The sequence below is a fragment of the Streptomonospora salina genome (genome assembly GCF_014204715.1).
GTDB lineage: Bacteria > Actinomycetota > Actinomycetes > Streptosporangiales > Streptosporangiaceae > Streptomonospora > Streptomonospora salina.
In genome coordinates this window covers 1,270,097-1,284,545 of sequence record NZ_JACHLY010000001.1, presented here as the reverse complement: position 1 = coordinate 1,284,545, position 14,449 = coordinate 1,270,097, and the positions used below count along the sequence as shown (strand labels likewise).

The following is a 14,449-nucleotide window of genomic DNA, read 5'->3' as shown; positions in this document are numbered from 1 at the left end:
CACCTTCCGGTCGCTGCACCGAAGACCGAAAGGGCGCAACCGGCAAACCGCAGAGGTGGGCTGTCGAAATGCAGCAGGAGAGGGCGCGCCAGCCGCAGGCCGGTTCGGCCCGCCGGCCGCTTCTGCGGGGACTGACGGGAGTCGTCGCGCCCGTCGTCTTCATCGCCGGTGCCCTGCTGCTGCAGATGGCACCCGACTTGCTGGACGATTTCCCCCGCAGGGTCGTATGGGGGCTGTCGATCGCCGGGGCGCTGGCCACCGCGGCCGTCACCGTCTTCCTGGAGCCGCTGCTCAACCGGGGCCGCAGGCCCGTCGCCGCCGCGTACAAGCCCCCGCCGATCGAACTGCCGCCCAAGAGCCTGCGCTTCACGGGCCACAGCGCCCTCATGAGCCGGCTGCGCCGCCGCTTCCGCGCCTTCCCGCGCAGCGGCGTGCGCGCCGTCCTCGACCTGCCCGCCCGTATCGGCGGCCGGGCCGCGCGCAGCACTCCGCTGGTGATCGTGATCAACGGGATCCCCGGCACCGGCAAGACCCAGGTCGCGATCCAGATCGCCCACGATGTCGTCGACCGCTTCCCCGACGGCGTCCGCTGGGTGGAACTGTCGGGCTACCAGGACTCCGCCGACGCGGGCGCGCCCGAGGCCACCGACCCCGGCCTCGCCCGGGAGATCGGCAAGCGGCTGCAGAACCTCTTCGGCTTCGGCACCCAGCGCGCCGACAGCGAACCCGTCGAGCGGTCCGCGCCCCGGCTGCCCAAGAGCGCTCCCCGGTCGACCGAGAAGGTCCTGGAGTCGCTGGTGCACTCCATGCAGGGCCGCATCCCCTCCGGCGCCACACTCGAGGAGCTCTCCCGCACCTGGCGCGGGCTGATCTACGGCAAGCGGATCCTCATCGTCCTGGACAACGCCAAGGACGCCGCCCAGGTCGAGCCGCTCATCCCCAGCGGTTCGGGCTGTGCCGTGATCATCACCTCGCGGCGCACGCTCAGCCGCGCCGACTTCGAGTACGAAGCCTACGAACTCGGTGAGCTCAGCCAGAGCGAAGGCGAGGAGCTCCTGGACCGCATCGCAGAGCCCGACCTGGGCGAGAGCCCGGAAGAGGCCGCGCGCATCATCCGGGACCGCGCCGCCATCGTCCGCCGCTGCGGCGGGCTGCCGCTGGCCATCCGGCTGTGCGGCGGTCGGCTGCTCGACCTCGCCGACCCCAGCCCGCGCGAGGTCCTGGCCGAGCTCGACGACATCGCCCGCAGCCCGCTGCTGGGCGGACGCCACGGGTTCGCCTCCTCTTTCGCGTTCAGCCTGCAGCTGTGCGAGCCCCAGCAGCGGCTGCTGCTCAAACGCATCGCCGACTCCGACCTCGACAAGTTCAGCGACTGGTCGGCGGCGGTGCTGCTGGGCGTGCCCCGCGACACCGCCGGCGGGCTGATCGACGGCCTGGTCCGCCGCTACCTGCTGCTGCCCACCGAAAGCAACGAGACCGGCGAGAGCACCTACCGCGTCCACGATCTCGTGCGCGAGACGCTGCGGATGATCGACGCCCGCGAGTTCGACCTCACGCAGTGGGAGCGCGACAACTGGGGCGAGACCGGCGACCGCGAGGTGGCGCGGCGCCTGGTGTCGGCCTACACCTGGCTTGCCGAGCAGGCCGCCGCCGAGGTCACCCGCACCCACGACCCCGCGGTGCTCGCGGAGAGCACCGACCTCACCCCGCCGCGCGAACTGCGGCTCGTGCCCGCCGGCCGTCCCCGCCAGTGGCTGTCCCAAGAGCGCGAGTCGCTGATGATGTGCATGCGGCTGGCCGAAGACCACGACCTGCCCGAACTGGGGTGGCGGCTGGCCCACGCCTTCGCCGCGCTGTGCCAGGTGTGGCAGGTGTACTGGGCCGACTGGGACGAGGCGACCTGCACCGAGCTGCGCATGGCCTACCGGGTGGGCGACCGCCTGGCCGGCGGGCTCGCACACCTGGACCGCGCCGAGATCGCGGGCAAGATGGGCGACTACGAGGCCGGCATCGACGACGCCGAGACCGCCCAGCGCGTCTTCGAGCAGATCGGCGGGCAGGGCGGCGGCACCGCCGGCGGCGGCAACCCTCCGCACTGGAGGGCGCGCGCCTGGCGCTCCCTCGGCGTGAACCTGCAGCGCCGCGGCCACCTCGACGCCGGCGCCGAATCGCTCAACAAGGCCGAGCGCACCTTCGTCGAGCAGGGCGACGACTGGTGGCGCGCGCGGGTGCTGCGCGACCTCGCCGAAGTGCACGCCCAGTGGGGCCGGCGCCGCAGCGACCACTACCCGCGCGACCGCGCCCCCGCCCGCGCGCCGCAGCGGCCCGAGCCCCCGCACGACGACCACCAGCACCGCCGTGCCCAGGCGCTGCTGCGCCTGGCCTGCATGATCTTCCGGTACGAGGGCGACTGGGAGGAGTACAGCAACGCCCGCATCGCGCTCGCGGAGACCCTGGCGGCCCGCGGACGCGAACTCAACGCCTGGTTCATGCTCGACGAGATCCGCCGGCACTATCTGCAGGCCGACGAGCACTGGTACACCGCGCGCTGCCAGCGCGCCATGGCCGAGCTGGACACCCGGCGCCTGGACGAGCAGTACGCAGTCGTCGAATTCGTGTTCAGCCACACCCACTCCGAGAAGCGCCGGCAGTGGGTCGAGGGCTACGTCACCAAGGAGGCCTTCAGCGTCAAGCCGAAGGAGATGCATTACCACTGGGTGCTGCGCAACTACGGCTGGCGCGAACTGGAGGAGTGGGCCCCGCCCTATCTGGGCGAGTACCACGCCGCCCAGCGCGACTGGTTCGCCGCCCTGCCGCTCTACGGGCGCGAAAGCCTGCGCGCCGCGGCCCGGCAGCGGCGCGAGTGGTCGGTGCAGCGGCGCATCACGATGCTCACGGAGGCCTCCGAGGCGCTGGGCGGCATGGGCGACACCTGGGGCAAGCACCGCAGCGAGCTCGCGCTGGGGCGCGTGCGGCTGTACGCGGGCCAGGACGTCGACGTGTGCGCCCGGACCATGCGCGCCGCCGCCGAGGGCTTCGGCGAGCTCGGTGATCAGCTCTGGCACGCCCGCTCCCACCGCGCGGCGGCCGAGGCACTGGCGGCGAGCGGCCACCCCCGCCATGCGCTGGTCGACGCCGAGCGCGCCTACACGGCCTTCCAGCGCCTCGGCGACCGGATCGGGCGCGTCGGCGCTCAGGTGCTCTACGGGCGCATCCTCGACGAGACCGGCAATACGGCCGACGCGGTCGGCCATCTCACCGCCGCGCGCGACGCGGCCGACGACGAAGGCCTCGTCGGGCACACCCGCGAGGCCGACCACCTCCTGGCCCGCATCCAGGGCGGCCCGCGTGCGCAGAAACCGCTCTTCCCCCGGAACCGCCCCGCCCCGGGGGCTCCGCCCGCGGGACGGACGATCCCCGTGCAGCAGGGGGAGGGGGCCGGTGAGCCCGGCTCCGGCTCCGATGCCGCCGCGCCGGCGCTGGGCGGATCCGGGCAGCCCGAGACGGCCCGCGATTCCGGAGGTTCCGGGCAGACCCGCGAGGACCGCGAGGCCGGCGAGGGACCGGTCGACCCCGGACCCGACCCCGACGGACAGGCCGACCGCCCCCCGCGGCAGCGTTCCGGCGACGGCACCGGCGCCGGCGCGGCCCCCGAAACCGAATCAGCGGCCGACGATCCGCCGTAACCGCGCCGATCCCGTCCGGCTGACCACACGGCCCGAAACGCGAGATCAGCGGGCTTCACCGGCGATGCCCCCATGCAGCCGGGGAGGCGTTAGGGTCGTGCTGGCCGGACGACAGGGAGGGGTGCCGACATGAGACCGGGTATCTGGACGTCCGCGGCCGCCGTGGGCGCGGCCGCGCTGACGCCCACCGCGTGGGCGCGCATGGCCAGCGCCGGACGCCGGGGGCGGCCCGGCGCGGTGCCCATCCGGCCGGTCGCGATCGTGCTCGGTGCCGCCGTGTGGCCCAGCGGTCCCTCGCCGCTGCTGGAGGGGCGGCTGGAACTGGCGGCGACGCTGTTCCGCGACGGCACCGTGCGGGCGGTGCTGGTCTCCGGCGACAACAGCGCCGACGCCGGCAACGAGACCGACACCATGGTCGCCGCGCTCGCCGAACGCGGCGTGTCCAAAGACCGGATCGTGGCCGATCCGCACGGTTACCGCACCTGGGACTCCGCCGTGCGGGCGCGCGCCACCTTCGGCGTGGACCGCGCCATCGTCGTCACCCAGAACTTCCACCTGCCGCGCTCCGTCGCCCTGTTCCGGGCCGCGGGGATCGACGCCTACGGGGTCGGCGACCCCAGTTTCCGGCGGCGCCCGCGTTCGACGGCGGTGGGCTACTTGCGCGAAGCCGGAGCCAACGCCCGCGCCATGGGCGACTCCGTCCTGCAGCCCGCGCCCGCCGCATCCGAACCGCTGCGCACCGACCTGCGCGACGCGCTGTCGTGACCCGGAACCCGCCCCCGGCGCCTTTCCGGGCGCACCGTCCACAGGCTGGCACGCCGGATTGGCGGTGAGGGCGCCGTGGGCGCGATAATGCGGGGCATGGACGCGACGACGGATTCCGGACCCCTGCACGGACTGGACGACATCGACTGGAGCGGGCTCGCTCCGCGCGGAGGCGAGATCCCGGGCCTGCTGCGCGACATCGCCGGAGGCGAGGACGCCCAGCGCGGCGTCGACGACGCGGTGGCCGCCCTGTTCGACCTCCTCCGCTTCCCCGGGGCCGGCTACACCGCCGCCCCGCGGGCGGCCGACTTCCTCGTCTCCCTCGCCTGCCACCCCGACACCCCGCCCGACTGGCGCTCCCGCCCGCTCAGCCTGCTGCTCGAACTCCTGGTGCCCGCCGCCACCGCCGACGTTCCCGAGCGCACCGACGACGCCCTCTGGCGCGACGAGGTGGCCTGGGCCGCGGGCACCGACCTCGAAAAGGTCCGCGAGCAGTACCGCACCTGGGTCCACGAGGCCCCCGACGAGCAGCGGTTCCGGCGGATGCGGGTGCGGCTGGACGCCGTCGCCCGCGACGAAGGCGCGGCACTGCTGCAGGCCGAGCTCGACGTCTACGACGCGGTCCTGGCGCGCGCCGGCGACCTGCTGACCCTGCTCGACGGCCGCGACAACCGACGCGGCATCGACCCGCCGGCCGAGTGGGCCTGCTACGTCCTCGCGTTCCTGCCCGGCGCCGCCGCCGAGGTCTGCCCCGTCCTGCTCCAGCGCATGGGCAAGCCCGCCGACCTCGTCCGCGACTCCGCCCCCACCGCCCCGGCCGGTCCGCTGGCCGCGGCCTCGGCCGCCGCCACCCCCTCCAGCGACCTGCTCTCCGCCGAGATCTTCGCCCTGGGCATGCTCGGCGCCGCCGACGATCCCGCCGCGACCGTCGCCCTCGCCCACGAGATGGCGTCGGGACACCTGTACAACTCCTTCACCGCGGCCGTGGCGACGGTGCAGATCCACGGCGAGAAGGCTCCTGAGGAGTGCTTCACCCGGATCGCCAACGGCGGGCGCACCCGGCCCGGATACCGCGGCCTGTTCGGCGACGGGTGGCCGCATTGCGGCGAGACCCCGCCCGAGGCGCTGGGCTTCCTGGCGCTGGGCCGCGCCGGCGCCCGCGGCACCGACGAACGCATCGGGGCGCTGCCGGCGGCGCTGGCGGGTTCCGAAGGCGCCACGCTCGCGGCGGTCGCCGGCGCCGCGCTGGAGACCGTCCTGGGGCCGCGCACGTCTGCCGAGGACACCGTCGACCTCACGGCCGAGCTGGACGAGGAGACCCTCCAGGTGCTGTGGGAGCTCGCCGAAGTACCCGAACAGGGCTGGGAAGGCGCCGCCCTGGGCGAGACCGTCGCGGCCTGGGGACTGCCCGACAACCGCGACGAGTTCCGCGCCTTCACCGGGGCGGACGAGCCCGAGGCCGACTCCGAGGACGGATCGGCCGCTACGGCCGGCGACGCCCCGCAGGACGCGGGCTCGCCGCAGCAGCCCCAGCAGGGCGGTATCCTCTCCCGCCTCTTCGGCGGTGCCCGCTGACCGCGGTCTAACGCGACTCCGCCAGGGCCTCGCGGACACCCGGCTCCGCGGGGCCCAGGAACTGCGGCTCCGGTCGCACAAGGGCCTGGTAGGCGCCCATGAACGCCGCAGGGAACTCGCGCACGTAGCCGTAGACCGTCGCGAACGTCCGCGCGCGGTAGCTGGCGTCGCCGACCCCCTGGGTGTCGATCCCGGCGCGGGAGCACAGCGTGACCGCGCGCGGCAGGTGGAAGTTCTGCGTGACGACCGACGCGGACCGCACACCGAAGATCCGCCGCGCCCGCACGCACGACTCCCAGGTGCTGAACCCCGCATAGTCGGCGGCGACCTTGCCGCGCGGAACCCCGGCCGCCGTCAGATAGGCCCGCATGGCGTCGGGCTCGTTGTAGCCGGACACGCTGTTGTCGCCACTGACCAGCACCGCCTCGACCCGCTCGGTCGCATAGAGCTGCGCGGCCGCGTCCAGGCGCCGGGCCAGCAGCGTCGTCGGCGTCCCGTCCGCGCGCAGGCCCGCGCCGAGTACGAGCGCCACCGGTGCGGACTCCGCCGCCACCGGATCCGCGCGCTGCGCCGACGTCGCCGCATTCATCCAGGCGCAGGGCGCGGCCCCGACCAGGGCCGCCACCGCGAACAGCACCGCCCAGCCGCGCACCCCCGGCATCCGCCGCCGGAGGGCGCGCCGGCGCCGGCGCGCAGCTCCCCCCTCCACCGTCGTCGACTCGTCCCGTGCCTCCGGCCCCTCCGGCACCCCCGGCGGCTCGGCTCCTGCGGATTCCCCGCGCTCATCGCTCACACCCCGACCGACGCCCGAGCGGCGGCCGGGGTTCCCCGCGGGCGCCGGAAAGCTCCGGCGGCGCCTGCACGCCGGGCCCCGGCGCCGGTAGGTCCCGGAACCCACCTGGAGACCGCGGAGGAGGCGGGCCGGAGCGACGCCGCCCCGGGCGCCGACGCCCTGGCGCGGCTGGTGGGCGCCGACGAGGCTCTCGGCGTCGACCTGCCGCGGTGGTCCGAGCGGGCCGAAGCCGGACGCGACCGGTTGCCGAGTCGCCTGGCCGGGTCCACCGTGCGCATCGGGCCGCACCGCGCACCCGTCGGTCCTACGTCTCCGGTGCACCCGCGGATCCGGCGCCGATGCGCTCCAGAGCGTCCCGGACGCGGCCCTCGCAGGCGGCGAGTTCGGCGGCGGCGCGCGGCGTGGAGACCCCGGACAGCAGCGCGACCAGGGCCGTGCGGGTGTCACCGCCGGCGCTGTCGAGAGCCGCGGCGCAGGCGTCTTCGTCCGTGCCGCTGGCCTCGGCCAGGACGGTGACCGCACGGCCGCGCAGCTTGGCGTTGGTGGCGTCGACCCCCACCATCAGGTTGGAGTAGGTGCGCCCCAGACGCACCATCACGGCCGTGGAGAACGCGTTGAGCACCAGTTTCTGCGCCGTTCCCGCCTTCATCCGGGTGGAGCCCGCGATCACCTCGGCTCCGGTGTCGACGCACACGTGCACGTCGACGTCGCGGGCCAGCGGCGCATCGGGGTCGGCGCTGACGAGCACGGCGGCCGCCCCCGCCCGCCGCGCCGCGCGCAGGGCTCCGGCCACATAGGGTGTGCGTCCGCTCGCGGTGATCCCCACCGCCAGCTCGCCCGCACCGACACCGGTCGCGTCGGAGCGGCCCAGCTCCTCGTCGTCTTCGACCCCTTCGGCCGCCTGCCCGAGGGTCGCGGCGCCGCCGGCGTGGTGGGCCAGCACCGTCGCGGGGTCGGCGTCGAACGTGGGCGGCAGTTCGGCGGCGTCCATGGTGGCGATGCGGCCGGGTGTACCCGCACCGAAGTAGTGGATGCGGCCGCCGCTGCGCAGCGCCTCGACACCGAGGTCGACCGCCTGTGCGAGGCGGGGCAGGGCGGCCGACACCGCGCTCGGCACAGTGGCGTCCTCGGCGTTGATCTCGCGCAGGATCTCCAGGGTCGGCAGCCGGTCGATGTCGTACGTGGCACCGTTGCGCCGCTCGGTCGGCGCCCGCACGATCTCCCGGGGCCCCCGCGGCGCGGCGGCACCGCCGCCCTCGGCGGTGCCGCGCCGGGGCGTCACGGCCGGGTCCCGTTTCGGGGATCGTGGGCCGCGCCGTGTCCCGCGGCGCCCGCGCTCTCAGCGGGACCGCCCGCCGCGCGCTGCCCCGGACGCCGGTGGGTCTCGCCCACCCGCAGACCGCGCACGGCGTCGTAGGTGGTGGCCAGGGCGGTGCGGCTGTCGGCGTAGCGCGACTGGGCCAGCCCGACGAACAGGCAGTCGATCACGGTGAGCTGGGCGAGCCGGCTGGCCGTGGCGCCGGAACGGAAGGTGGTTTCACGTGCCGCGGTGGTCAGGATGTGGTCGGAGGCCTCGCTGATGGGGGAGCGGGGGAAGTTGGTGACGGCCACGGCGGTGGCGCCGCGGCGGCGCGCTTCGGCGAGCGCGTTGATGGTGTCGATGGTCGAGCCGGTGTGGGAGACCGCCAGGGCGACGTCGCCTTCGCCGAGGAGGGCCGCGCTGGTGATCATCACGTGCGTGTCGGACCAGGCGAACGACGTCACCCCGATGCGGTGCAGCTTCTGCTGCAGGTCGGCGGCGACGAAGGCGCTGGCGCCGACTCCGTAGATGTCGACGCGGCGCGCCGCGGCCATGCGGTCCACGACCGTCTGCAGGACCCCGGTGTCGAGTTGGGCGGCGGTGTCCTCGACCGCGCGGGCGTCGGTGGCGGCGATCTTCTCGACGACGGTGACGAGGGTGTCGTCGGGGTCGATGTCGCCGGCGACGTCACGGGTGCCGGTGCCGGCGCCGCGCGCCTGACCGGCTTCGGTGGCCAGCGCCAGCCGGAGCTCGCGGTAGCCGGTGAAGTCGATGGTGCGGCAGAACCGGATGACCGTGGCTTCGGAGGTCCCGCAGTCCTTGGCCAGCTGGGTGATGGAGGAGGCGGCGACGTGTTCGGGGCCGTCGACGATGCGCTGGGCGACACGCTGCTCGGCGGGCGCGAGGGAGGGCAGGAGGGAGCGGATGCGCAGCACCGTGGTGGGCGCCGGTGAGTCGCCGTGTCCGGACCGGCCGGTGGAGGTGCCGTCCAGGGGCGTCCCGCCGTCCGAATCAGTCGGCTTCGCCGTTTTCGCCATGTTGCAACGTTTCTTTCGGGTCGACTGCTGCCGTCAATGCGGGATCCGGGGAATCCTCGCGTTCTCCCCGGTCGCAGGCGCCCGGCGTGCGAACGGCCGAGCTCCCGCGGCGTCGTGCCGTGCGATTCTCCACACCATGATCGCTTACGTACGCGCCTGGGGGCAGGGGGCGCCGCAGGTCTGTGGATTCCGGAGGAGCGGGGCGCGGGCCGGTAGGCGCGTCCACCTGCAAGGAGTCCGGTGCGTGAACGGCGGGTCGCGCAGCGTCGGAAAGCGCGCGCTCGGCTCTCGCCGCGCCCCTCGTCGCGGCGAGAGCCGAGCGCTCTCCGGCCCGGCGGCGCCGATGCCGTGCTGAGACGAGCCGGGACGCCGGGACGGCGGGCGTCCGCGGCGACCGGTCGCAGGACGGGCCCGCACCCGGGCCGGTATCCGGAGAGGCCGCACCGATCCGGCACCGGGTGCGGAGTGTGCCTGGCGGGAGTCAACCCTCCCCGGTTCGTCCCACCAGGCACGGCGGTTCCCGAAGGAACCGCGTCCACCCACGAGCCGGCCGTCCTCCGGCCCCTGGGAGCCGAGACGCCCCCAGCGGTCCCGGCTCGAACCCGAGGCGTGTACCGGTAGCGGGGAAGTACCAGCCGGGACCGCCTGTACCCACCACCGTGACGCCTCCGGCTTTCAGCACACTGGCGATTCGCTTTCACCCGCCCGCCGCCCGCTTTCAGCCGCCCCGGGCCCCGGACGACGCCCGCACCGCCGCCCCTGCGCCGCACGCGCCCGGCCCGCCGCCGGGACCCCCTGCGACGCCGGCGCTAGGATCGGCGCCATGGCACAGCGAGTCGTCCTCGGCCTCGACGCCGGCGGGACCTCCACCCGGTGTGCGGCGGTGTCTGCCGACGGCGCCGCGCTCGGCTACGGCCGGGCGCCCGGCGCCAACACCTTCTCCGGCGACGATCCCGCCGCGGCGCTCGAACAGGCGCTGCGCGGCGCGCTGGCGGGCCTGGACTCCGCCGACGTCGCACACGCGGTGTTCGGCCTGGCGGGAGCTTCCACAGGCGGGGGCGCCCGGGCCGCCGGGATCGCGCAGGCGGCCTGGGACCGCATCGGACTGCCGGGCGGCCCCGTCGTCACCGACGACATCGCCGTGGCCTTCGCGTCCGGCACCTCCGGCGGCACCGGCGCCGTGCTCATCGCGGGTACCGGGGCGGTCGCGGCTCGCGTCACCGGCGGCGCCGTGCAGTCCCGGTGCGACGGCCACGGCTGGCTCCTGGGAGACGAGGGATCGGCGGTGTGGCTGGCTCTGGAAGGGCTGCGCGCGGGCCTGGCCGCCCTCGACGGGCGCGGCGGGCCCACGTCGCTGCACACGCGGATCGCCGCCCGGCTGGAGGTGCCCGCCGGCGACTCCGCGGCGCTGGTGCGGGCCGCCCACACGTGCCGCCCCGCCGAACTCGGGGAGCTGGCGCCCGCGGTGACGGCCGCCGCCGGTGAGGGAGACGCCGCCGCGGAGCGGATCGTCGCCGACGCCGCCCAGCGCCTGCTGTGTTCGCTCGCCGCGGCCGCGCCGGACGCGGCCGACGGGCCGGTCGTGCTGGCCGGGTCGATTCTGGAGGGCGGGCCGGTCGCCGACGCCGTCCGCGCCGGCCTGCGGGAGCGCGGCGCCGGCGCACCCCTGCGCGCGGTCGACGGCGCGTTCGGCGCGGCGGGGCTGGCCCTGCGCGCTTCCGGAGCGCCCCGCGGCGCCCACGCCGCGCTGCTGCGGCGCGCGGCAGCGGCCGACGGCCGGAGCGGTCCGCGTCCCGTCCCCTAGGCCGCCGTCCGGTGACCCACGGTGAAAATCCCGGTCGGGTCAAACCGGAAATTTCGTCCGTTGGGGGCGTCAGCGGTGCCCGCGAGTCGCTAAGGTCGTTGCCATGTCTGACAACAGCAACGAAGAGCAGGGCGACCCGACCGGATCGACCATGATGTTCCGCCGGTTCGTGACGGACAACAAGGAGCCCGACGCCGCTCCCAAGCGGTCGGTCACCCCCTACGTCCTCGCGGGGGTAGGTGCACTCCTGGCCATCGGCATCATCGTCGGCGTGGTCATCACGTGGTCCTGAGTGCCGGCCGCCGCCCGACGCCGGTCCGCGGCCCTCACCCACCGGTCGCTGCGGCGCGGGGGCCGCGCGGCCGTGCGCGGTGTATTCGGTTCGCGAGCGGCCCGAGAGGCTGCTAAGGTTTAACTCGTCGCAAGCCGGGACAGGCGGGAAACCGCGATCCCCGCCTCTACGGAACGCGCCATTAGCTCAAGCGGCAGAGCAACTGACTCTTAATCAGTGGGTTCCAGGTTCGAGTCCTGGATGGCGCACGCGCTGGCCCGTGTTGGTCGGCGGCCTCCGGTCGCCTTCCCCGCGGGCCGTTGTGTTGTTCCGGGGGGCGACCCCCGGGGCCCCGTGAGTCTGCCCGTGCTGGTCGGCGACCTCCGGCAGGCGCTCCGTCGTCGCATGTCCGATCACCGCGATCCGACATGATGCCGTGTACCGGCATCACCCCTCCCACCGGACGACGTCGAATCCCCTCAACCGGCCGCCGGGCGGATCGCCCCTCCGGCCCGCCGCGCGGCGGGCCGACCGGTGGACACGCCCCGCGATGCGATTCCTCGGCCATGCCTACGCCATTCCTGCCCGAAACTATCGATTCATTCGGGCATGCCTGTCGACTCAGGATCGTGGTGACGCTCAGGTGGACGGTGCGGGGGCGCCACGTCTCGGCGTGATGCGCTGCCCTTCCAGCTCTCTCGTGACTCAGCTCTCACTGAGGTATTGACCACGATGGGCCGTGTCCGTAAATTCGATCGCCAGAGATTGCGACACTATCTTCGATAGTTTCGGTATCCACATCGATTCCCGGTCCAGCCCTGATCCCCCGGCCCCGACCGCCCCACGAGCCGCCGAAGCGCCCCTGCCGCATCCCGGCCGAGGTGACCCGCGGCGGCGGATCGGATCCCCTCGGTCCACCCCCTGGAGGAGAGCAATGCACATACCCGACCAGACGGCCGAGGCGCCCGACCGCCTGCGCGTGGCCGTCGTCGGTACGGGCAACATCGCCAGGTTCCACGTCGAGGCGCTGCAGTCGCTGCCGGAGCAGGCCGCTCTGGTCGCGGCCGTCGACGTCGATCCCGACAACCTCGCGCTGTTCACCGACCGCTACGGCATCCCGCAGCGCTACAGCGATCTGGAGCGGATGCTGCGCGAAGTCCAGCCCGATCTGGTGCACGTATGCACGCCCCCCGGAACGCACCACGGCCAGGTCCTGGCCTGCCTGCGGGCCGGTGCCAGCGCCGTGGTGGAGAAGCCCCCGGCGCTGAGCCTGGCGGAGATGGAGGAGATGGCCGCCGCGGAGGGGCCGCCCGGCCGCGGTCCGTGGTTCGCGACTCTCTTCCAGCACCGGTTCGGTTCGGGTGCGCGGCGCGTGCGGGCGATGGCCGGGGACGGCGTGCTGGGGCGCCCGCTCGTGGCGGTGTGCCACACGCTGTGGTACCGCGATCAGGCCTACTTCGACGTTCCCTGGCGCGGCCGGTGGGACACCGAGGGCGGCGGACCGACGATGGGCCACGGCATTCACCAGATGGATCTGCTCCTGGCGCTGCTGGGCGACTGGAGCGAGGTCTCGGCGACCGCTCAGCGCCAGGCCCGGTCGATGGAGACCGAGGACCTCTCGGTCGGCCATGTCAGCTTCGCCAACGGCGCGGTGGCCGGAATCATCAACAGCGTGCTCTCCCCGCGCGAGGAGAGCTATGTGCGCATCGACTTCGAGCGCGCCACCGTCGAACTGAGCCACCTCTACGGCTACGGCGACGACGACTGGACCGTCACGCCGGCGCCGGGCTGCGAGGACGAGGTCACGGCAGCGTGGGAGGCCGGCGAGTCCGGTGTGAACAGCGGCCACTCCGCCCAGATCGCCCACGTGCTCTCGGCGCTGAAGGCCAAGGAGGCCCCGCCGGTCACCTCCGCCGAGTCGCTGCGCACCATGCGGCTGGTGGCCGGCATCTACGCCTCGGCCGCCCAGCATCGCGCGATCAGCGCCGGCGAGCTCCGCCAGGGCAGCCGCTTCTACGACCGCATGCACGGAGGCGGCACGCCATGGTAAGCGCTATCCGCACGTCCGGGCGGGCACCGGGGCCTCCCGCGCCGCTCCGGCGGGCGCACGCGGGCGCTCCCGGCGGAGAGCGCGCGCCGGTGCGTTCGGTAAGCGCTATCCGTCGGGAGCGGAGCCCCTTCGGCACACGTGCGCCCCTGCCCGGGAAGGAGGCGGCATGCGCGCACTGGTGATCCGCCGGCTCTTCTACATGGTCCCGACCATGTTCGCCATCTCGCTGGTGGCGTTCCTGATCATCCAGCTGCCCCCGGGCAACTACCTGACCACCTACATCGCCGAGCTCTCCGCGCGCGGCCAGTCGGTCGACCAGACCCAGATCCGCGCGCTGGAGCAGCGCTACGGACTCGACGACCCGATGTTCGTGCAGTACCTCCGCTGGATCGGCGGCATCGTTCTGCACGGCGACTTCGGCCAGTCCTTCCAGTACCAGCGCGACGTCTCCGACCTCATCTGGGACCGCGTGGGCATCAGCGTCGCCCTGGCGCTGGCCACGATCGTCGTCAGCTGGGGGCTGGCCATCCCGATCGGCATCTACTCGGCGGTGCGCCAGCACTCCCTCGGCGACTACGTCTTCACCTTCCTCGGATTCATCGGCCTGGCCACCCCGAACTTCATGCTCGCCCTGCTGTTCGTGTGGATCGCATTCGCCTACTTCGGCGAGAGCGTAGGAGGCATCGTCTCGCCCGAATTCGCCGACTCCGCGTGGAACCTCGGCAAGATCCTCGACGTGGTCTCCAACCTGTGGGCGCCGGTCCTCATCATCGGTACCGCGGGAACGGCCGTGCTCATCCGCGTGCTGCGCGCCAACCTGCTCGACGAGCTGCGCAAACCCTACGTCGTCACCGCCCGCGCCAAAGGCCTGCCCGAGTGGCGGGTGATCCTGAAGTACCCCGTGCGCATGGCCCTGAGCCCCTTCATCTCCACGATCGGGTGGGTGCTTCCCACCATCGTCGGCGGCGAGGTCATGGTCTCCATCGTGCTCAGCCTCGAAACCACCGGTCCGCTGCTGCTGCAGGCGCTGCGCAACCAGGACATGTACCTGGCCGGGGCGTTCATCCTCGTCCTGGGCGTGCTGACGCTGGTCGGGACGCTCATCTCGGACCTGCTCCTGGCCTGGTGGGACCCGCGCATCCGGCACGCCCAAGCCGAGGAGGCCTGA

General features: G+C 74.0%; 10 protein-coding genes and 1 tRNA gene. 8 read left to right on the top strand and 3 right to left on the bottom strand.

Annotated elements, in window-relative coordinates:
* The first annotated feature begins 68 nt into the window (after window positions 1-68).
* From HNR25_RS05795 to HNR25_RS05785, 3 genes are all read left to right on the top strand, one after another.
* The gene (locus HNR25_RS05795) at window positions 69-3,686 is read left to right on the top strand and encodes an NB-ARC domain-containing protein (RefSeq protein WP_184633691.1); all 3,618 of its coding nucleotides are present in this window, start codon (window positions 69-71) and stop codon (window positions 3,684-3,686) included.
* A 129-nt stretch (window positions 3,687-3,815) separates the two neighbouring features.
* Window positions 3,816-4,451, top strand: coding sequence for a SanA/YdcF family protein (locus tag HNR25_RS05790; protein WP_184633690.1), 636 nt, complete (start codon window positions 3,816-3,818; stop codon window positions 4,449-4,451).
* A gap of 96 nt (window positions 4,452-4,547) precedes the next feature.
* On the top strand, window positions 4,548-6,026 hold the full coding sequence (locus HNR25_RS05785; RefSeq protein ID WP_184633689.1) for a hypothetical protein: 1,479 nt from the start codon (window positions 4,548-4,550) through the stop codon (window positions 6,024-6,026).
* 7 nt (window positions 6,027-6,033) lie between these two features.
* On the opposite strand, the gene HNR25_RS05780 is transcribed toward HNR25_RS05785, so the two are convergent.
* The 3 genes from HNR25_RS05780 to HNR25_RS05770 form a co-directional block, all read right to left on the bottom strand.
* On the bottom strand, window positions 6,034-6,819 hold the full coding sequence (locus tag HNR25_RS05780; RefSeq protein ID WP_312862383.1) for a SanA/YdcF family protein: 786 nt from the start codon (window positions 6,817-6,819) through the stop codon (window positions 6,034-6,036).
* A 304-nt stretch (window positions 6,820-7,123) separates the two neighbouring features.
* Window positions 7,124-8,101, bottom strand: a complete 978-nt coding sequence (locus HNR25_RS05775; RefSeq protein ID WP_184633688.1) for an N-acetylmuramic acid 6-phosphate etherase — start codon at window positions 8,099-8,101, stop codon at window positions 7,124-7,126.
* On the bottom strand, window positions 8,098-9,156 hold the full coding sequence (locus HNR25_RS05770) for a MurR/RpiR family transcriptional regulator (protein ID WP_184633687.1): 1,059 nt from the start codon (window positions 9,154-9,156) through the stop codon (window positions 8,098-8,100). Before HNR25_RS05770 ends, HNR25_RS05775 begins: the two co-directional genes overlap by 4 nt.
* Window positions 9,157-9,979: 823 nt before the next feature.
* Here HNR25_RS05770 and HNR25_RS05765 point away from each other — a divergent pair.
* The 5 genes from HNR25_RS05765 to HNR25_RS05745 all read left to right on the top strand — a co-directional run bounded on the left by HNR25_RS05765 (window position 9,980) and on the right by HNR25_RS05745 (window position 14,449).
* A complete protein-coding gene (locus HNR25_RS05765) occupies window positions 9,980-10,960 on the top strand; it encodes an N-acetylglucosamine kinase (protein WP_184633686.1) in 981 nt (326 codons plus the stop codon).
* A 103-nt stretch (window positions 10,961-11,063) separates the two neighbouring features.
* Complete coding sequence (locus tag HNR25_RS05760) at window positions 11,064-11,252, top strand: hypothetical protein (RefSeq protein WP_184633685.1); 189 nt, start codon at window positions 11,064-11,066, stop codon at window positions 11,250-11,252.
* 175 nt (window positions 11,253-11,427) lie between these two features.
* Window positions 11,428-11,500, top strand: a tRNA-Lys gene (locus HNR25_RS05755).
* A 665-nt stretch (window positions 11,501-12,165) separates the two neighbouring features.
* Complete coding sequence (locus HNR25_RS05750) at window positions 12,166-13,281, top strand: Gfo/Idh/MocA family protein (protein WP_184633684.1); 1,116 nt, start codon at window positions 12,166-12,168, stop codon at window positions 13,279-13,281.
* A gap of 166 nt (window positions 13,282-13,447) precedes the next feature.
* A complete protein-coding gene (locus tag HNR25_RS05745; RefSeq protein WP_184633683.1) occupies window positions 13,448-14,449 on the top strand; it encodes an ABC transporter permease in 1,002 nt (333 codons plus the stop codon).